At 72.8% G+C, this 19,263-nt stretch carries 15 protein-coding genes; 4 read left to right on the forward strand and 11 right to left on the reverse strand.

Going from position 1 to position 19,263, the window contains the following annotated elements:
• The first annotated feature begins 223 nt into the window (after nt 1-223).
• Both ACFWBD_RS27540 and ACFWBD_RS27545 read left to right on the forward strand, forming a co-directional pair.
• Nucleotides 224-1,060, forward strand: a complete 837-nt coding sequence (locus tag ACFWBD_RS27540; protein WP_385672114.1) for a DUF1206 domain-containing protein — start codon at nt 224-226, stop codon at nt 1,058-1,060.
• A gap of 28 nt (nt 1,061-1,088) precedes the next feature.
• Entirely contained in the window at nt 1,089-1,520 is a 432-nt protein-coding gene (locus ACFWBD_RS27545) for a hypothetical protein (RefSeq protein WP_385672117.1), read from the forward strand.
• 18 nt (nt 1,521-1,538) lie between these two features.
• Here ACFWBD_RS27545 and ACFWBD_RS27550 read toward each other — a convergent pair whose 3' ends face one another.
• Entirely contained in the window at nt 1,539-3,788 is a 2,250-nt protein-coding gene (locus ACFWBD_RS27550; protein ID WP_385672120.1) for an FUSC family protein, read from the reverse strand.
• 29 nt (nt 3,789-3,817) lie between these two features.
• The gene (locus ACFWBD_RS27555; RefSeq protein ID WP_385672123.1) at nt 3,818-5,194 is read right to left on the reverse strand and encodes an NAD(P)/FAD-dependent oxidoreductase; all 1,377 of its coding nucleotides are present in this window, start codon (nt 5,192-5,194) and stop codon (nt 3,818-3,820) included.
• Between the two features lie 228 nt (nt 5,195-5,422).
• On the opposite strand from ACFWBD_RS27555, the gene ACFWBD_RS27560 reads away from it, so the two are divergent.
• Nucleotides 5,423-5,920, forward strand: a complete 498-nt coding sequence (locus ACFWBD_RS27560; protein ID WP_385672126.1) for a MarR family winged helix-turn-helix transcriptional regulator — start codon at nt 5,423-5,425, stop codon at nt 5,918-5,920.
• 7 nt (nt 5,921-5,927) lie between these two features.
• Here ACFWBD_RS27560 and ACFWBD_RS27565 read toward each other — a convergent pair whose 3' ends face one another.
• From ACFWBD_RS27565 to ACFWBD_RS27590, 6 genes are all read right to left on the reverse strand, one after another.
• Nucleotides 5,928-7,661 carry a PP2C family protein-serine/threonine phosphatase gene (locus tag ACFWBD_RS27565; RefSeq protein WP_385672129.1) on the reverse strand — a complete coding sequence of 578 codons (1,734 nt, stop codon included), beginning with the start codon at nt 7,659-7,661 and terminating at the stop codon, nt 5,928-5,930.
• Nucleotides 7,658-8,776, reverse strand: a complete 1,119-nt coding sequence (locus tag ACFWBD_RS27570) for a SpoIIE family protein phosphatase (RefSeq protein WP_385672132.1) — start codon at nt 8,774-8,776, stop codon at nt 7,658-7,660. The genes ACFWBD_RS27565 and ACFWBD_RS27570 overlap by 4 nt, the downstream gene beginning before the upstream one ends.
• Nucleotides 8,773-9,219, reverse strand: a complete 447-nt coding sequence (locus tag ACFWBD_RS27575) for an anti-sigma regulatory factor (protein ID WP_385672135.1) — start codon at nt 9,217-9,219, stop codon at nt 8,773-8,775. Before ACFWBD_RS27575 ends, ACFWBD_RS27570 begins: the two co-directional genes overlap by 4 nt.
• Nucleotides 9,216-9,623, reverse strand: a complete 408-nt coding sequence (locus ACFWBD_RS27580) for an STAS domain-containing protein (RefSeq protein ID WP_385672138.1) — start codon at nt 9,621-9,623, stop codon at nt 9,216-9,218. Before ACFWBD_RS27580 ends, ACFWBD_RS27575 begins: the two co-directional genes overlap by 4 nt.
• Complete coding sequence (locus ACFWBD_RS27585) at nt 9,620-10,519, reverse strand: STAS domain-containing protein (protein ID WP_385672141.1); 900 nt, start codon at nt 10,517-10,519, stop codon at nt 9,620-9,622. Before ACFWBD_RS27585 ends, ACFWBD_RS27580 begins: the two co-directional genes overlap by 4 nt.
• Before the next feature lie 75 nt (nt 10,520-10,594).
• Nucleotides 10,595-11,773, reverse strand: a complete 1,179-nt coding sequence (locus ACFWBD_RS27590; RefSeq protein ID WP_385672144.1) for a PP2C family protein-serine/threonine phosphatase — start codon at nt 11,771-11,773, stop codon at nt 10,595-10,597.
• A 96-nt stretch (nt 11,774-11,869) separates the two neighbouring features.
• On the opposite strand from ACFWBD_RS27590, the gene ACFWBD_RS27595 reads away from it, so the two are divergent.
• A complete protein-coding gene (locus ACFWBD_RS27595) occupies nt 11,870-12,343 on the forward strand; it encodes a MarR family winged helix-turn-helix transcriptional regulator (RefSeq protein ID WP_385672147.1) in 474 nt (157 codons plus the stop codon).
• A gap of 165 nt (nt 12,344-12,508) precedes the next feature.
• Here ACFWBD_RS27595 and ACFWBD_RS27600 read toward each other — a convergent pair whose 3' ends face one another.
• The 3 genes from ACFWBD_RS27600 to ACFWBD_RS27610 form a co-directional block, all read right to left on the reverse strand.
• On the reverse strand, nt 12,509-12,898 hold the full coding sequence (locus tag ACFWBD_RS27600) for an STAS domain-containing protein (protein WP_385672150.1): 390 nt from the start codon (nt 12,896-12,898) through the stop codon (nt 12,509-12,511).
• Nucleotides 12,899-13,119: 221 nt separating this feature from the next.
• Entirely contained in the window at nt 13,120-15,570 is a 2,451-nt protein-coding gene (locus ACFWBD_RS27605) for a SpoIIE family protein phosphatase (RefSeq protein WP_385672153.1), read from the reverse strand.
• 54 nt (nt 15,571-15,624) lie between these two features.
• A partial coding sequence (locus ACFWBD_RS27610) for a HAMP domain-containing protein (RefSeq protein WP_385672156.1) occupies nt 15,625-19,263 on the reverse strand: 3,639 nt, incomplete at its 5' end.

Genomic DNA, 19,263 nt, shown 5'->3' on the forward strand with positions numbered 1-19,263 from the left:
ACTGGGGCCGGGGGGGGGGGGGCCCCCCCCCCCCGCGAACCCCCCGCGGCCCCAAATACACCCCCCGGTGTCCGCCGCCCGGGGGGGGGGGCCGGCGCGGGCCCCCCCGCCCCCCCCGCCGCTCTCCGGTACGGGGCACGGTCCAGGAGGGTCGGACGTGTGTACGACGAGAGCCGGGGCAGGCGGATCCCGCAGGAATCGGGGAGACATAGGGGAGGTCGGCATGAACACGAGTGCTCTGGCGCGCAACGGCCGGGTCGAGGTGAAGCGAGCGGCGCGGGGCTCGGTGACGAAGGGCGCCGCCAAGGCGGGGTTCGTCGCGCGAGGCGTGATCTATCTGCTGGTCGGACTGCTGGCGCTGCAGATCGCCTTCGGTCACGGCGGTCAGCAGGCCGACCGCCAGGGAGCCCTGGCGGAGATCTCGGAGAAGCCCTTCGGCGCCGTGGTGCTGTGGGCCCTGGGTGTAGGACTGGTCGGCATGGCGCTGTGGCGGCTCTCCGAGGCCGTCTTCGGCGGAGTCGGCGCCGACGGGCGCAGCGCCAAGAAGCGACTGTTCGCGCTCGTCAGGTGCGGCTTCTACTCCTTCGTCGCTTACTCCGTGCTGGCCTTCGCCGCCGGATCGGGCAGCGGAGGCGGTTCCGGTGACGAGCAGTCCCGGGACGTCACCGCCCGTGCGCTCGGCCTGCCCGGGGGGCAGTGGATCGTCGGCGCGGGCGGCGTGGGGATCGTCGTCGCGGGAGTGTGGATCGGCGCCCGTGCCGTCATGCGTTCCTACCGGAAGAAGCTGCGGCTGGGGGAGATGTCCCCGCGGATGCGGCGACTGGTGGACATCACCGGAGTAGGTGGCGGTGCCGCCCGCGGCGTGGTGTTCGCCGCCGCGGGAGCCTTCGCCGTACGGGCCGCCGTCGAGTACGAGCCGAACCAGGCCAAGGGTCTGGACGACACACTGCGTTCGTTCGCCGGCACGCCCGCGGGGCCGGGCCTGCTGGCCTGCGTCGCCGCCGGGCTCATGCTCTTCGGACTGTTCTCGTTCGCCATGGCCCGCTGGCGCAAGGTCTGACGTCCGGATGCGTGGGAACACGGACCAGATGAACGAATCAGAGTTCCCACGCGATGGACGGCCCGTGGACATGTACCTCGACCTTCTGCGCGTCCGCATGGACAGTGAGGACTACCAGCTGCTGCTGAAGGTCGTCGCACCCGCGCTGCGCGCTCTCGAGGAACAGCGGCCCGAGAGTCTCGACTTCGCCCTCGACCCGCAGGACACCGAGCAACTGCCCCAGCAGATCCGCGACGAGGCCGCTCTGGTCATCGCGACCGCGGTCACCGGCCGGCTGGACAACCAGCTGGTGGAGATAGACGTCGACGGAACCGGCCCGGTCCGGGTGGTCACCGACGCGGGCACCGCGTCCGACCCCACCCGCCTCGCCGAGATCGCCGGCTGCATCCGGCAGCGCCACCAGGACACCGAGGAGCTGCGGGGCATCGCGGCGGCGAGCGACATGTCCACGGAATTCTGACCGTGGGCGCCACCGCCGTCACTTCGGCGGCGGAGCCACCGGCACACCGAGCGGCCGGGCCAGGCCGACCACCGCCTCGTCCAGGCGCTGAAGGTGCCGCAGCACGCGGTCGGTCACCCGGCCGTACCGCGGGGTTCCCGGCCCGCCCGGCATCAGCAGCGAGGCGATGCTCGGCCCGGACAGCACCTCGGCGGTGCTCCGCTCGCCCGCCACGCGCGCGGAGATCGCCCCGATGTTGTGCCGGAGGCGCTGCCCGGCGCGGCGCAGCCCCGGGTCCGCCACGATGGACTGCTGCGTCGGCAGCAACTCGGCCATGGCCGCCAGGGTCCGCGCGTGGTACGCGCAGGTCTCGAGCAGCGCCACGACGTACCGGGCCGTGTCCCGCCGGGTCCGCAACGGCGTGACCGGGTGGGTCAGAGGCTGCGTCGCCGCCCGCAGATCGGCCAGTGCCTGGTCCAGATCACGGGCCTGGTCCAGCAGCTCGGCCGGGGGACCGCCGCTCAGCTGCTCCACGGCCGCCTCGGTGACATCGGTCAGCCGGTCCAGGACGGTCGTCAGCAACTCGTTCGTCCGCCGGTCCGTGTGCACCGGCAGCACCAGCGCCGCCGCGACGATTCCGCAGGCCGCCCCCAGCGCCGTCTCCTCCACCCGCAGCACCAGCACCGACATGCTGTAGGTGTGCAGCAGCGTGTACAGCACACCCAGCGCCGCCGTCACGAAGAACGACATCAGCGTGTACGACAGCGGCGCCGTGTAGAACATCGCGAACACGCACAGCAGCACCACCGCGAACGCGGTCGACGTGTGATGCCCGACCACCCCGGCCAGCAGGATGCCGGCGACCACCCCGAGCACGGTGCCCAGCAGCCGCCGGTAGCCCTTGACCAGGATCTCCCCGGTGGAGGCGGTGTTGATGAACACGATCCAGCAGGTCAGCACCGCCCAGTACCAGCGGTGCGCGGAGAGCAGTTCGCCGCCCACGATGGCCATCGCCGACCCGACGGCGACCTGTACCGCGGCCCGGGTGGTCGGCCGCCGCAGCCCCGTCTCCTTGCCGGCCGCGGCGGAGTCGTCGTCCTCCTCGCCCGCGCCGATCGCCGCGTCCTCCGCGTCCAGTTCCTCGCGGGAGCGCGCCGTCTCGGGGCTGTCCTCGGACTCGTCCTGCGGCCCGTCGAGCGCGACCCGCAGCCCCAGCACCGCGCGCGTCGCCTCGCCGACGCCCCGGAAGACGTCCTGGACGGACGGAGACGCCTTCGGCAGGTTCTCCTCGTCCCGGTAGCCGAGCAGCCGGTTGCGGACGTGAGCCGTGGCCGCGCCCTCCGCGACGGAAATCCGGACCAGCAGCCGCAGGGCCCCCAGATCACGGCGCAGGGCGGCGAGGGCCTCGTCCCGGACGGGGAGGTGGCCGCCCTCCGGCAGCGGGGCGCCCGGCAGGTGCAGGGTGAGGGTGTCGGCCCGTTCGGCGCTGCGGGCGGTCAGCAGGAGCAGGCCGAGCCGCTCGGCGGCGATCTCGGCGTCGGCGATCCGGCGCTGCACCAGCCGGGCCGTCGCCTCGTCCGGAGTGCCCTCCTCCAGCCGGCCCTGGATCAGCATCGCCGTCTCGTGCAGCCGGGCGGTGCCCTCGCGCACATGGGCCACCGCCTTCTCGATGTCGTCCGGACCGGCGTCGAGGAGATCGAGCTGGGCGGCCAGCAACTGCGCGAGCCGCGCCCGGAAGGCCTCGCGCAGCCGATGGAGGATACCGGTCGGCGTCTGCGGCACCAGCGCGAAGCGCGCCACCGCACTGCACACGAAGGCGACGGCCAGCACCCCGTAGAACCCCGGCAGGCTCGATCCGGTGACCCCGACGAACAGCGACAGGAAGTAGACCTGGAAGCCGACGAGACCGAGCGCCGTACCCCGGTCGCCGAACCGGCGGCCGTACACGGCGCAGAAGATCAGGGCGACGAAGAAGAAGTCGCCGGCCACCGTCCGGGAGCTGAGCAGCGCCGCCAGCGACATCGAGGCGAACGCCACCGGCAGGCCCAGCGCCAGCGTGACGGCCTGCCGGTCGCGTTGTTTCTCCCGGATGGCGAACGTGGCGACCATCGCGGCGATGGCCCCCGCCACCAGGTGCGAGACGTCCGCGCCCAGCAGTGAGAGCACGGCCAGCGTGAGGGCGATCGCACCGACCGTGCGCAACCCGGCCGCCAGCCGCAGCAGCCCGGGGTCGGACGCCGCGATCCGATCCCGCCACCGTGCACCGAACGAACGTGCCGCCGCCCTCACGCCGCCGTACTCTCTCCTGTCGTCCGGCCTCAGGCGGTCTCCGACCCGGGCCCCTCGATCTGCGCCCGCACCTGCTCGGGCGTCAGATAGCTGTCCGTGTACTCGAAGTCCTTCAGCTTCGCCGCCCGGCGCGCCTGGAAGCCGGTGCGTACGAAATCGTCGCCCGCGACCGCGTTGAGCGTCCAGTTCGTCAGCACCCGGGCCTTGGCCACCCCCGTGCGCAGCGCCGACCAGTGGTAGCCGCGGGCCACCGCCTGCGCGGGCAGCCCCCGCAGTTCGATGCCGAGCGGCTTGGAGACGGCGTCGGTGCCGCCGAGGTCGACGACCAGACCGAGATCCTTGTGCACGTACGGCCGCATCGCCCGGCCCCGCAGCGTCGCGATCACGTTGTCGGCGACGACCTTGCCCTGCCGCATCGCGTGCTGCGCCGTCGGCGGGCAGATCGCGCCCTGCTCGCCCTTGGCCTCGTCGGGTACGGCGGCGGCGTCCCCGAGCGCGAACACCCCGTCGTTCCCGGGCAGGTTCATCTCCGCGCTGACGGCGAGCCGCCCGCGGACCGTCTCCGCGCCGAGCGTCGCGATCAGCGGGCTCGCCACCACTCCCGCCGTCCAGATCAGGGTCCGGGTCGGGATCACCCGCCCGTCGGTGAAGGTGACCTCCTCCGGGCCCGCCTTGGCGATGGACACGCCCAGCGAGATGTCGATGCCCCGCTTGCGCAGCACCTCCTGCGCACTGCGGCCGAGCTTGTCGCCCAGCTCAGGCATCAGCTTCGGCGCGATGTCGATCAGATGCCACTTGATCAGGCTCGGGTCCAGGTTCGGATAGCGCTTGACCGCGTTGTGGGTGAGGAGCTGGAGGCAGGCGGCGGTCTCGGTGCCGGCGTAGCCGCCGCCGACGACCACGAACTGGAGTCGCGAGGTCCGCTCGGCGGGGTCGCGGCTGGCGTCGGCGAGGTCGAGCTGGCTGATGACGTGGTCGCGGATGTACGCGGCCTCGGCGAGGGTCTTCATCCCGAAGGCGTGCTCGGTCAGCCCCGGGATGTCGAAGGTGCGGGTCACGCTGCCGGGAGCGAGCACGATGTAGTCGTAGGGCTCGTTGACGATCTCGTCGGTGATGGTCCTGATGACGCAGACCTTCGACTTGAGGTCCACGCCGATGGCACCGCCCGGAATGATCCGGGTGCGGTACTTCTTGCTGCGGCGCAGCGAGACGGCGATCGACTGGGGCGTCAGCACCCCTGAGGCGACCTGTGGCAGCAGCGGCAGATAGAGCTGGTAGGCGAACGGCGTCACCAGGGTGACGTCGGCCTCCGCGGCGGAGAGCGCGCGTTCCAGACGCCGCACGCACCCCACTCCGGCGAAGCCCGCGCCCACCACCAGGATCCTGGGTCGTGTCACGATGTCCATCCCTTTCTGCGGCTCCAGGCGGTCTGCCCCGACGTCATGCGCGTGCCCCGCCCGCGGGCGCCTCGCACCTCATCGATCCCACCGCGCCCGGACTGGTTCCGCCAGCCGGGCGAGGCATGCAGACGAACGTTTCTCCTGAGGTCACCGTCGTACCCCCCGAAGGGCCTGTGTACGCCCGTTGCCTTCGGGTAGGCCGAGGTACATGACAATCGCGGAGGCCGGAGGATAGTGGCGGTGTGGTGCGCGGACGGCGCCGACGACGACCGGTGGAAGAGTCGTCGGACACAGGCCGGGCAACTCGCCGAGGCGGTGGAGAGCCTGGTGGCCTGCTGGCTCACGGCCGCGGAGGAGACCAGACCCCGGCTGCCCGCCAGACAGCTGCTGGCGCTGCGGACGGTGCGCAGCCGTCCGGAACTCAATCTGACGGCCCTGGCCGAGCACCTGGGCGTCGGTCTGCCCACCGCGAGCCGTCTCTGCGACCGGCTCGAGGCCGCCGGGCTGCTGGAGCGGACCGTGCAGCCCAGCAACCGGCGCGAGGTGCAGCTCGTGGTGACCGGCTACGGACAACGCCTCCTCACCGACGTCGCCGAGCGCCGCGTACGACGCCTCGCGTCCGTGTTCGAGGCGATGACCCCGGCCCAGCGCACCGCGCTGGAGCTCGGGCTCCTCGGTTTCCACCAGGCGCACACGTCGATTCAGGGGTCCGAGGAGCGGGCGGACGGCTGACCGCGCCTCAGGACCCGGGCCGGGGGCGGCTGCCGGCGTGACCGCCGGCGTGACCGTCTATGTGGCACAGCAGCAGGCAGACGTCGTCGTCCCGCTCGGAGTCGCTCAGCATCGGGTCCAGGATGCGCTCCGCCGCACCGTCCAGGTCCGCGTCCAGCTCCTCGGCACGGAACGCGCCGAGCGCCGCCGCCAGCCGCTCGATGCCCGGGTCTATGCCCTGGGCCCGCCGCTCGACCAGCCCGTCGGTGTAGAGCGCCAGCGTGGACCCCGGCTCCAGCCGCACCGTGTGGTCGGCGATCTCCTGGTGCAGCGGGATGCCGAGCATCGCCCCCGGCTTGGCGTCCAGGGTGAGCACCCGCCCGTCGGGGCCGCGCAGCACGGGCGGCGGATGACCCGCCGCCGCCCACGTCAGCACGGGCTCACCGGGCTGGAAGCGGGCGATGACGGCGGTCGCGTACAGGTCGGGCTGGAGATGGTGCAGGAACATGTGCAGCCGGGTCAGCAGCTCGCCCGGGCTGCCGCCGTCCACGGCGTAGGCGCGCAGCGCGGTGCGCAGCTGGCTCATCATCACCGCAGCGTGCAGCCCGTGCCCCGTCACGTCGCCGATGACGGTGATCAGGCTGCCGTCGGGCTGCCGGAACGCGTCGTACCAGTCGCCGCCGATGTTCAGCCCGTACGTCGCCGGCAGATAGCGCGCCGCGAGCCGCAGGCCGGGGGTGGTCGGCAGGTCGGTCAGCAGGGCCCGCTGGAGGGTCTCGGCGATGTCCCGGTTGTGCTCGAAACGGCGGGCGTTGTCGAGCGCGCCGCCGGCCCGCCGGGTGAGTTCCACGAGCATGACGGCGTCGTCCGGGTTCCAGCGCTCGCCGGGCGGGGTCAGCGTCACGACGCCCAGGGGCGCCCCGCGGGTCGGCAGCGGCACGCACAGCAGGGACCGGCCGGGATGCAGCGCCGACGGCGGCTGGTCGTCCACCCCGGGCAGGCCCCCGGGGTGCGCGGCCGCGTACTGCGGCCGCCCGGTGCGGGCCGCGGTCACGGCGGCCGCCGGACGCGGAACGGACGGCACCCGCTCGTCCTCGGCGTCGAAGAGCCAGACGTCGGCCGTGCGGGCGTACTCGGGCACCAGCAGCTCGGGCAGCAGGCGGACGATCTCCTCGTGGTTGAGGGAGGCCGTCAGTGTCGCGCTGGCGTCGGCGAGGAACGTCAGCCTGCGCCGGGCGTCCTCCGCCTCCCGGCGCGCCGCGCGCTCCGCCGCGAAGGCCTCACGCTGCGCCCGTCCGGCGGCGTCCAGCTCGGCGTGCAGCGCCAGCACGCCCTGGTTGGTCTGGTGCAGCTCCTCCCGGTGGAAGGCGACCAGCTCCTCCTGCTCGGCCAGTCGCTCCAGCACCAGGGCGGTGTCCTCGTCGGCGCCGAGCAGGGCCTCCGAGAGGGCGGCCGGATCACCCGCCACGGCGTCGCAGACGGGGCCCGCGGCCGGCTCCGGGCAGGGCGCCGTGACGCACCACGGCCGCTCGCCGTCGGCCGGGGAGGGGGAGACCTCGACCCGCAGTGAGTCCTGGGCCACCGTCAGGACGAACTGCCAGCTGCCGCCCTGGGTCAGACACTGGCGCAGCCGTGCGCTCAGGGCGGCGGCCAGCCGGGTGCGTTCCAGCGGCGGCACACCGTACGCGGCGGCCACCCGCGCGGTGGTGATGCGCGCGCGTGCCGCGTCGGCGACGGTGCTGATCGGCCAGGTCTGATTCATGGACCATCCGGCGGTGTCGGGGACAGGACGGCCACGGCGGTGTCGTCACGCACCGGGCGGGCGGAGCTGCCGGCGTCGCGGACCGTGACGGCGGCGGTGACGGCGGGGTCGCAGGACAGCAGACGGGGGTCGGCGGGCGGCGCCCAGCGGCTGGGCAGCCCGTCGCTGTGCAGGACGAGCAGACGGTCCTCGGCCCAGGCCGCCTCGGTCTCGGGCAGCGTCGTGGGCCGGTGCGCGCCGACTATGCCGGGCCGGGACAGCAGATGGCGCCAGGAGTCGCCCTCGCGCAGCCGCGCCCCCACATTGCCGACGCCGGCGAACAGCAGCCGCCCGGTCCGCAGGTCGAGCTGGGCCACCGCGACCGCCGCGCCCCTCGTGGCGCGCAGCGCGGAGTCGAGCAGGCGCAGCAGCTCGGCCGGCGGCAGGTGGGGCGAGCGCCGTACCTCGTGGACCGCCGTGGTCGAGGCCCGGGCGGCCTCGGGGCCGTGGCCCAGCCCGTCGGCCAGCATCAGGGTCAGCCGGTCGCCGTCGCGGACGCAGGCCCAGGCGTCCCCGGAGCACGCGGCACCCCGGAAGGGGATGTTGACGCCACCCACCCGCGCGGAGAAGGGCGCGGCTGCGGGGGAGACGTCGCCCGGCGCGGCGCCCCCGGGCTGGTCGGGGGCCCGCCCGGGGGCCGGCTCACGGCGGCCGCGGGTTCTGGCCGGGCCGCCGATCCGGGCCAGCGCGACCGTCCCGCGGCCCGGGACGCTGTGCAGGTCGAAGTCGTCGGCGAGCCGTCGGCAGGTGCCCAGACCGGCGCCCAGCGAGCCCGCCGTGGAGAACCCGTCGCCCAGGGCGGCGGGGACGTCGGCCATGCCCGGCCCGTGGTCGATGGCGACGACCTGCACGAGGAGGTCCCCCGCCCGGCCGCTCGGCGGGGCGACCGCCTCCACGAGGAGCTGTCCGCCGCGCGCGTGCTTGAGCAGGTTCGTGGCCAGCTCGGTCGCCACGAGGGCGGCGTCGGCGGTGCGCGACCGGTCCAGGCCCGCCTGCGCCGCCGCGCCCTCCGCGGCCACCCGCGCGTCGCGCACCCGCGTCGAGTCGTGCACCGGGACGTCCCATACCTGCGTCATCGTCGCTCCTCACGCTGCCGCGGCGAGCGGACCGCCCAGGAGGTCACCGTGACCGTGGTGCCGACACCTGGCGTGCTGTCGAGGGAGAACTCCTGCACCAGACGCCGTGCCCCGCCCAGGCCGAGACCCAGCCCGCCGCCGGAGGTGTAGCCGTCGCTCAGCGCCCGCTCCGGGTCGGCGATGCCCGGTCCCTGGTCCGCGAACGTCAGCCGCAGCCCCTGCGCCCGCTCGTCGGACAGGTGTGCCACCGCCATCTCACCGCCACCGCCGTAGACCAAGGTGTTGCGGGCCAGTTCGCTGGCTGCGGTGACCAGTTTCGTCTGGTCCACGAGGCCGAAGCCGAGCGCCGCGGCCGCCTGGCGCACGTGCTGCCGCACCCACACCAGGTCCCGGTCCGAGCGGATCGGCAGGCGGGCTTCCACGCCCGCGATCGTCTCGCTCACCGAGGCTCCCGGCGCGGGCCGCCCGCAGCCGTCATGGCGAGCAGATCGAGGGCCGCCTCGGTGCTGAGCGCGGTCCGCAGCCCGGGCAGCGAGAGACCCAGCTCCACCAGCGTGATCGCCACCGCGGGGCGCATGCCGGCCACCACGGTCTGCGCGGCCAGCAGCCGGGAGCTCGCCGCGATCTCGGCCAGGACCCGCCCCAGGAAGGAGTCGACGATCTCCACCCCGGAGATGTCGATGATCACGCCGGTCACCCGGCTGCGGACGATCTGAGCGGCGATGTCCTGCTGGAGCTGCTCCGCCGTACCGTCGTGCAGGTCGCCCTGGAGGGTGATCAGCAGGACGTCGCCGAGCCGGAGCACCGGCACATGGGCCGTGCCCGAGAGGGAGAGGTCGTGGTTCACCGGGGACCCGCACCGCCGGGCGTCGCGAGCACGATGTCGGCGCCCAGCCGGTGCAGGGCGTACCCCAGGGCGTCGGCCAGGCTCGACCGGGTGACCACGGTGCCCAGGTCCAGGCCGAGGTGCACGATGGTCTGCGCGATGGCGGGCCGGATGCCGGAGACGACGCACTCGGCGCCCATCAGCCGGACGGCCGCGACGGTTTTCATCAGGTGCTGCGCCACCAGCGAGTCGACCATCGGCACCCCGGTGATGTCCAGGATCGCGAAGCGGGCCTGCTCGTCGACGACCGACGTGAGCAGCGTCTCCATGACCACCTGGCTGCGGGCGCTGTCGAGCGTGCCGATGAGCGGCACGGCGACGATGCCGTCCCACAGCCGGATGACGGGTGTGGCGGCCTCCAGCAGCTCCACCTGCTGCCGGTCGATGAGGGCCCGGCCCTCGCTCAGCGAGGTCTCCAGGACCACCAGCCGCAGCGTGCCCATGAGCACGGTCAGCAGTGTGACGCACTCCCGCAGGTGCTCGGGCGGCGCGTCCGGCAGGTCGGCGACCAGCAGGTTCACGGCGGGGGTGCGCAGGCCGTCCACCTCGGTGGACACCTGGCCGGAGGTGAGCCCGAAGCGGACCCGGGACGCCGCCATCCTGGCCAGCTGGTCGCGGACCACGGTGAATCCGGCCGCGTCCGTGTCCGCCACCCGGCCGGTGTCGGCGACCTGGGCGAGCGCGTCGACGACGACCCGGCCCGCCTCCACGGCCTCGTCCCGCGAGACGGTGAACACCGTGCGGAACAGGGGTTCGTCGGCCCAGCGCTGGGCGATCTGCTCACGGCGGCGGTGCAGGAACCTCCCGACGTCGCTCGCCGGTGTCGTCTGCTCTGCGGCCGTTTCGGGCTCCGGCACGTGATTCTCTCCTAGTCCTGGTCGGCTTCTTGGTCGCCACCGCGAGCCCGCCGGAGGCGGTCGGTGGGCGGCGGGCTACGACGCGGGCCGTTTCCCGAACCAGTCGAGACACACGACCAGCGCGTCGTCGTCCGGCTCGGGCCTTCCCCGGTGCCCGGTCAGCCCGCGCAGCACCGCGGCCGGGACGTCCGCCGCCGGCAGCAGGGAGGCGTTGCCGACCACCCGCGCGAGGGCGTTCTCTCCGTACGACTCGCCGCCCGGGGCCGCGACCTTGTGGACGCCGTCGCTGACGAAGAGCAGCCGGTCGCCGGGCAGCAGGGTGAGCTCCTGGGCGACGTAGTCGGTCTCCTCGAACATGCCCAGCGGCAGCTGCGCGTCGAGGTCCACGAGGGACAGGACCCGGTCGCGCAGGAGCAGCAGCTGCGGTGAGCCCGCGTCGACGACCCGCATCCGCCCCGTGGACAGCTCGATGTCCACCAGCAGGACCGACAGATGCGCCTCGCCCCGGTAGTGGGCGTAGAGCGCCTGGTCGGCCAGGGCCGCCTGGTCCTCGATCGGGATGCCGGCCCGGCGCGCGTTGCGCAGCGCGTTGATGCCGAGGCTGGTCAGCAGGGAGGCCTCGATGCCCTCGCCCATCCCGTTGGTGACGTAGACCAGCAGACGGTCGGCGGACGCCTCCCAGTCGAAGTTGTCGCCGAAGATGTCATAGGCGGGCTCGAGTTGGGCACCCAGGGCGTACTCCTCCCGGGCGCACGAGCGGGCCGGGAGCAACTGCCACTGCATCTCCGCCGCCAGCGTCAGCCGTTCCCTGCGGCGGGCCCGCGCGTACAGGTCGGTGTCGCGTTCGGCGACCACCAACTCGTGCCCGAGGAGCTCCGCCAGCTCGGTGAGTTCGGCGAGGGGCTCCCGGGTCCGCGCGGGCAGCGTCAGGGACAGCACGCCCAGGCGGTCGCCGCGCGCGGTCACCGGCAGATGTGCCCGCACCCGGCCGTCGGCCGGCTCCTCGACGTACGGCTGCTGCGACCCGAAGGCCCGCCCGGGCGCGCTGCCCTGCACGGGCGCCGACTTCGTGCCGCTCGGCGCGGGCGGTACGGGCAGCAGCACCGTCAGCCCGTAGTCGGCCAGCCGCAGCTCCACGGCCTCCGCCGCGTACTGGGCGCGCAGCACCTGGCTCAGGGCGTCCGGCAGCTGGTGCGGAGCCGCCGAGCGCAGGGCGCGTCCGGCGGCGACGAGTCTGTTTCCATGGTCGGTCACGGCGTTCTCCAGGGGGACAGGGCGTCGAGCCCGTGGCGTCCCCGGTGGTGGGGGTGGGCTGACAGCCGTCGAGAAGCCTGCGAGAGTGTGACCGTGATGTCCCCCTCCTCGCGTCCGCAGCCACTCCAGGTGGCGCGTGTGACCTCAGAGGCGGCGGAGCTGCTGGAAGTCCTCTGGGGCCGTGCCTCGACGGCGCCGGTCTCCGCCTCCCAGTTGCGTGTGCTGTTCATCCTGGAACACCACGAAGGCATCAACCTGCGCACCCTCGCCGAGTCCCTCGGCTCCACACCGCCGTCCACCAGCCGCCTGTGCGACCGCCTCCAGGCCGTCGGCTTCGTCGAGCGCAAGGTGGCCGCCGAGAGCCGCCGGGAGCTGGAGCTGTTCCTGAGCCGTCGCGGGAGTGCCTTCCTCGCCGACCTCAGGTCACGTCGTGAGGCCGCGCTGGAAGGCGTGTTGGAGCAGATGTCCGCCGCACAGCGCGGCGCACTGCTCAGGGGGCTGGAGGCGTTCTGTTCGGCCGCGGCCGAACAGATCCACGACGCCGACGCCGCTGACGCCCGGACCGCCTGACGGTGTCCCCGGGTGATCGGGTTCGCCCACAGGCGCATCCGTCTTCCCTCCCGCATCACAGTCCCGCTCACTCTGTTGCCGTATGTGCATAGTTGTCAAATGACAAGTATTGGACGGTAGTCGGCCCTCTCGCCCGTTTCATGACGCCTGACGGACGACCGCCGGTCAGCCCTGCGGGCCCTCCGAGAGCTGCTGCCGGTCGACGAGCTCCAGAGCCTCGTCGACCTTCTCGGATATGGGGACCGTGAGGCTGACCCCGGTGAGGTCCAGGACCCGGCGCACGGCAGGCGTGGGAGCGATCACGTGCACGCTCCCCGGCAGACGCCGGGCCTCCTGGTACACCCGCAGGATGATGTTCATGCCGGACGAGTCCATGAACGGAACCGCCGAGAGGTCGAGCAGGAAGTGCCGTCGGCCGTGGTGCAACTGGTTGGCCAGATGCGCCTGGAGATCGGTCGCGGTGTCGAGGTCGAGATGGCCTTCGACCGTGACCAGGGCGACGTCCTCGCGAGGCAGGGTCACCTCTACGGACAAGGGGTTCTGGGCGATGGACACACGTACCTCCGAAAGCTGACGGCCGGGAGCGTTTACCCCGATGGGCGACTTCGATGCGCGGCGACGGCGGGCGAAGGCGCACGGGAGGCCGCACGAGACGAGCGTCATGTTCCGTGTGTCCTGCCCTTCCGCCTGCGGATCCCGACCTGGTGTCGCGCACAAGCGGATACCCCCGAACCTCCCCACCATGCACACACGCCTCAAGATCGAGGAGGGACGGCCTAGCGCAGCCGGATGCCCACGATGCAGGTGTCGTCGTCCGTGTCCGACCTGCTGTAGGTCAGCAGGCGGTCCAGCTGCTTGTCCAGCGTCGGCGCCACCGTGCGCGCCTGCACCAGCAACTGGGCCAGCGACTCCTCCACGGACCGGTCGCGCCGCTCGATCAGGCCGTCGGTGTACATCAGCAGGGTGTCGTCGGCCGCCAGCTGGACCTCCTTCTCCTCGTACACCGTCTCCGGTACGACGCCCAGCAGCATCCCCTTCAGCAGGGGCAGCGGCGCCGCCTCGGCGTCCCGCACCAGCACCGGCGGCAGATGGCCCGCCCTCGCCCAGCGCAGGGTGTGCCGGGAGGGGTCGTACAGGCCGCACACGGCCGTGGCCGTGACGGAACCCGTCAGATGGTGGGCGACGATGTTGAGCCAGGACAGCAGCTGACCGGGCCCCGCCCCGGTCACCGCCAGGCCCCGCAGCGCGTTGCGCAGCACCACCATGCTGGTCGCGGCCTCGATGCCGTGCCCGGCCACGTCGCCCACGCACAGCATCACCAGCCCGGAGGGCATGACGACGGCGTCGTACCAGTCGCCGCCCACCAGCTGCTCCTCCTCGGCCGGCCGGTACCGGACCGCGACCTGCAGCCCGGGGGCCTCCAGGGGCGCCCGGGTGGGCGGCATGATGGCGTGCTGGAGCTGGAGGGCCAGCCGGCTGCGCTCGCTGGCGTGCTGCTCGCTCTGCGCGAGCTGGTCGCGGGTGGCGGCGAGCGCCACCTCCGTCCAGTGCTGCGCGGAGATGTCCTGGTACGCGCCGCGCACGGCGACCAGCCGTTCGTCGGTGTCGAGCACCGGCTCGGCGACGATCCGCATGTGCCGGGTCACCCCGTCCGGCCGCTGCAGCCGGAAGGCGGCGGAAGCCGGACGGCGCCGGTGCAGCAGGGTGCGCAGCAGCCGGCCGACGACGACCGCGTCATCGGGATGGGTGTGTGCCGCCAGGTCCTCCAGCGGCACCGGCGGGCTCGACTCGGGCCGCCCGTACAGGGTGAACAGCTGCCCGTTCCAGGTGGTCTCGCCGGTGAGCAGGTCCTCCTCGAAACCGCCGATGCGGCCGAGGCGCTGGGCGTTCTGCAACAGGCTGGCCAGGCGCGCCGACTCGTCCTCGATCCGCCAGATCAGCAGCACACAACTGCCGTGCCGGCTGATGCTGAGGTCCGCCACCGCGGCCAGCGGCACATCGCCGACCAGCGCGGTCAGACTCATCCGGCGTGCCCGGAACGGCTCGCCGGTGGCGTGCACGCGCTCGATCCGCTGGAACAGGTCACCGCCTCCGGCGGCCATCGGATAGGCCTCGAGCAGCAGGGCCCCGTTGACCACGGCGCGGGGCCGGCCCGCCGGGTCGAGGAAGCGGTCGTTGACGTGCTGGATGCGGAAGTCCACCAGCTTTCCCGCCGCGTCGACGTGCGGCACCAGGACCAGGGCCGGGTCGTGCAGCCCGTCCGTCAGGTCCATCAGCTCCGCCGTGTCCGGCAGTACGAGCGGCTCCTGGCCGGGGCCCCGGCCAGGAGCGTACGTCTGGAGCGTGTGGGCGCACAGGTCCGCCAGGGCCTCCACCTGGCGCACCACCTGGGGTGGCTGCCGGTCCAGCGGGGCCGGCCAGGCGATCTCCAGGATCCCGTCCACGCGTCCGGCGCTGCCGGCGGGCACGGCCGCCCGGCCGCCGTCCGGGGGCAGATGGCGGCCGATGGTGGGCAGCCCGGTCCGGGCCAGCGACTCGATCCACTGGGTCGCCCCATCGGTGAGGGCGCTGCGTGCCACCGTGGCCACGTCCGGCGGCACGTACCGCCAGCGCTCGGCCTCGCCGGGGGAGAACCCCGCGCTGCCGGCGAGGGTCAGCGAGCCGTCGGAGCCCGCCGCCCAGATCGCCACGGCGACCGCGCCCAGCGGGCCCAGCGCGTGCTGGAGCAGGGAGTCGGCGACGGCCTGGGTGTCGTGCGCCGCCGCCAGCGCCCCGCTCTCGGCAGCCCGCAACCGTACGGCCGCCGACTGCTCAGCGGGATCCTCCGGCTTTCCGACGGCCGCCAGGAAGGCCTGCGTCACCTCGGACACCCGGTCCTTGGCCGCCTGGTTGATGACGTCCACCGCGAACTCCAGCGGACTCAGACCTGACTGCCCGGCCAGCACGGTCAGCTGCTGGGCCGCCTCGCTCGGCCCACAACCGAGGCGCTCCACCAGGATGCCCTTGGCGAGTTCGACCAGGGCGCGCCCGTCGGCCTCCGCCTGGGCCGCCATGACCTCCCGGCGCAGCCGGTCCACGGTGGCGGCGAGCCGGCCCACGGGTGAGGGCGTGCCGGCGCCCTCCGGCTCCGGCAGGACCACGCCCTTCTCGGGTCCGGGGTGCTCTCCGGTCGGTGCGGGCAGGGCCCGGCCCTCGCCGGGTTTGGTGGGCTGTGCGGGAATACTCACGGTGTGCTGACTCCTCGGCTGGGACGCCTGGTGGCTCGGGCGGGGCGAACGTCCTCAGACGGTCAGCCAGCGTCGGACGCAGGACATGAGGTCGTGGGTGTCGACGGGCTTGGTGACGTAGTCGCTGGCACCCGAGGCGAGGCTCTTCTCCCGGTCCCCGGGCATGGCCTTCGCCGTCACCGCGACGATGGGCAGGTCGGCGTACTCGGCCATGCGGCGGATCTCGGCCGTGGCGGTGTAGCCGTCCATCTCGGGCATCATCACGTCCATCAGCACCAGCGCGATGTCCGGGTTGTTGCGCAGCGTGTCGATCCCCTCGCGCCCGTTCTCCGCGTGCAGGACGCGGATGCCGTGCAGTTCCAGGATCCCGCTGAGCGCGAACAGGTTGCGCGCGTCGTCGTCGACGACCAGGACCGTCCGGCCCACGACGGCGTCGTCCGGGAGGTGCGGCGCCACATGCTGCGACTCGTCCGGACGGACCAGGGCGAGTACGTCCCCCGGCTGCTCGGCGGAGAGATGCAGGGTGATGCGCTCGCGCAGCTCGTCCAGGCTGGAGAGGAACTCCATCGGCTTGCCGGCCGCCCGGGACTGCAGGCTCTGCTCCTGGGCGAGGTCCGCGCGGTGCCCGCTGTGCACGAGCACCGGCACCCCCGTCAGCACCGAGTCGTCGTGGAGGGCCTCCAGGAACTGGGACGCCTCCGCGTCGGGCATGCCCAGTTCCAGGACGACGCAGTGGCAGGGCTCGGCGGCCAGCGCGCCCGCGGCCTCGTGCGCCCCGACGGCGGTGACGATGTCGACCGGCGCCGCCGAGGGGCCGTCCTCCCGGCCGCGTGCCATGTCCGCCACGACGCTCTCGGCGACCAGGGTCAGCAGGCCGCGGGGCCGCTCCTCCACCACCAGCAGCCGACGCGGACGCCGTCCGGCCGACGCGGTGACCGTGGGCGTACCGGGGGACCCGACAGGGATCGCCGCGGGCGGCCCGGCGAGGGCGCGCTCCACCGGCCGGCCGCCCTCGACGACCTCCTGGAAGTCCCGCCGCGCGACCGGCAGGTAGAGCGTAAAGGTGCTGCCCAGGCCCGGTGTGCTGTCCACGGTGACCGCGCCGCCGAGCAGATGCGCGATCTCCCGGGTGATGGACAGCCCCAGGCCCGTGCCGCCGTACTTGCGGCTGGTCGTGCCGTCCGCCTGCTGGAAAGCGCCGAAGATGGTCTCCAGCTGCTGCTCCGGGATGCCGATGCCGGTGTCCTTCACCCGGAACGCCACCACGGTGCTGCCGCGGACCACGCTGTTCGGCACCTCCTCGCCGGAGGCCGGCTCGATGCGCAGCTCGACACTGCCCTGCTCGGTGAACTTCACCGCGTTGGACAGCAGGTTGCGCAGCACCTGGCGCAGCCGGGAGTCGTCGGTGAGCAGGTCGGCGGGGGCGCCGGTGGCCGTGCTCACCGTGAACTCGAGGCTCTTCTGCGTCGTCATGGGGCGGAAGGTCGCCTCGACGTACTCGATGAGCTGCCGCAGCGACACCTGCTCCGGCGAGACGTCCATCTTGCCGGCCTCGACCTTCGACAGGTCCAGGATGTCGTTGATCAGCTGGAGCAGGTCCGAGCCGGCCGAGTGGATGATGCCCGCGTACTCGACCTGCTTCGGAGTGAGGTTGCGCGAGGGGTTCTGGGCCAGCAACTGGGCCAGGATGAGCAGGCTGTTGAGCGGGGTGCGCAGCTCGTGGCTCATGTTCGCCAGGAACTCCGACTTGTACTTCGACGCCAGGGACAGCTGCTGCGCCCGCGCCTCCAGGTCCTGCCGGGCCTGCTCGATCTGGAGGTTCTTCGCCTCGATGTCACGGTTCTGCGCCACCAGCAGGGAGGCCTTCTCCTCCAGTTCGGCGTTGGAGTGCTGGAGCTCCTCCTGCTGGGACTGCAACTCGGCGGACCGGGCCTGGAGTTCGGCGGTCAGCCGCTGGGACTCGTCCAGCAGCTCGTCGGTGCGGGCGTTCGCCACGATGGTGTTGACGTTGACGCCGATGGTCACCCTCAGCTGTTCCAGGAAGTCCCGGTGGAACTGGGTGAACGCGCCGACCGACGCCAGCTCGATGACGCCGAGCACCTGCCCCTCGAAGACGATGGGCAGCAGGACCAGGGCGCGGGGCTCCATCTGTCCGAGGCCCGAGGAGATGGTGACGTAACCGGCAGGCAGCTCGTCGACGATGATCGTCCGGCGGCTGCGCGCGGCCTGGCCGACCAGCGAGCGGCCGAACGGGATACGGGTGGGACGCTCGTCGTCGGCGGGGTAGCCGTAGGCGCCCACGAGCCGCAGCTCCGGGCCGTTCTCGCCGTCCTCGGCGAGGTGGAAGGCGCCGAACTGGGCCGACACCAGCGGCACCAGCTCGTCCATGATCAGCTCGGCGACCACGGGCAGGTCGCGGTGGCCCTGCATGAGGCCGGAGATACGCGCCAGATTGGTCTTGAGCCAGTCCTGCTCCTGGTTGGCCCGGGTGGTCTCGCGCAGGGACTCCACCATCGAGTTGATGTTGTCCTTGAGCTCGGCGACCTCGCCGGAGGCGACCACGGTGATCGACCGGGTCAGATCGCCCTCCGCGACGGCGCTCGTGACCCCCGCGATCGCGCGCACCTGCCGGGTCAGGTTCCCGGCCAGCTCGTTGACGTTCTCCGTGAGGCGCTTCCAGGTGCCCGAGACGCCTTCCACCTCGGCCTGGCCGCCGAGCCGTCCTTCGGTGCCGACCTCGCGGGCGACGCGGGTGACCTCGTCGGCGAACGCGGAGAGCTGGTCGACCATGGTGTTGATGGTCGTCTTGAGTTCGAGGATCTCGCCGCGGGCGTCCACGTCGATCTTCTTCGACAGGTCACCGCGGGCCACCGCCGTGGTCACCAGCGCGATGTTGCGGACCTGGCCGGTGAGGTTGTTGGCCATCGAGTTGACGTTGTCGGTGAGGTCCTTCCAGGTGCCGGCCACGTTCGGCACCTGCGCCTGGCCGCCGAGCCGTCCCTCGGTGCCGACCTCGCGGGCCACCCGGGTCACCTCGTCGGCGAACGCGGACAGCGTGTCCACCATCGTGTTGATGACGTCCGCCAGCGCGGCGACCTCGCCCTTGGCCTCGACGGTGATCTTCTGCGAGAGGTCGCCGCGGGCCACGGCGGTGGCGACCTGGGCGATGGAGCGCACCTGGCCCGTCAGGTTCGACGCCATGACGTTGACGTTGTCGGTGAGGTCCTTCCAGGTGCCCGACACCCCGCGGACCGTGGCCTGCCCGCCCAGGTTGCCCGCCGTGCCGACCTCGCGGGCGACGCGGGTGACCTCGTCGGCGAAGGCGGAGAGCTGGTCGACCATCGTGTTGATGGTGTTCTTGAGTTCGAGGATCTCGCCGCGGGCGTCGACGGTGATCTTCTGGGAGAGGTCGCCCTTGGCCACCGCGGTCGCCACCTGGGCGACGTTGCGGACCTGGTTGGTGAGGTTTCCGGCCATGAAGTTGACCGAGTCGGTGAGGTCCCGCCAGGTGCCCTTGACCCCCTTGACGTCGGCCTGGCCGCCGAGGCGTCCTTCGGTGCCGACCTCGCGGGCGACGCGGGTGACCTCGTCGGCGAACGCGGAGAGCTGGTCGACCATCGTGTTGATGGTGTTCTTGAGTTCGAGGATCTCGCCGCGGGCGTCGACGGTGATCTTCTGGGAGAGGTCGCCCTT

Source organism: Streptomyces sp. NPDC060002, from assembly GCF_042737245.1.
Classification (GTDB): domain Bacteria; phylum Actinomycetota; class Actinomycetes; order Streptomycetales; family Streptomycetaceae; genus Streptomyces.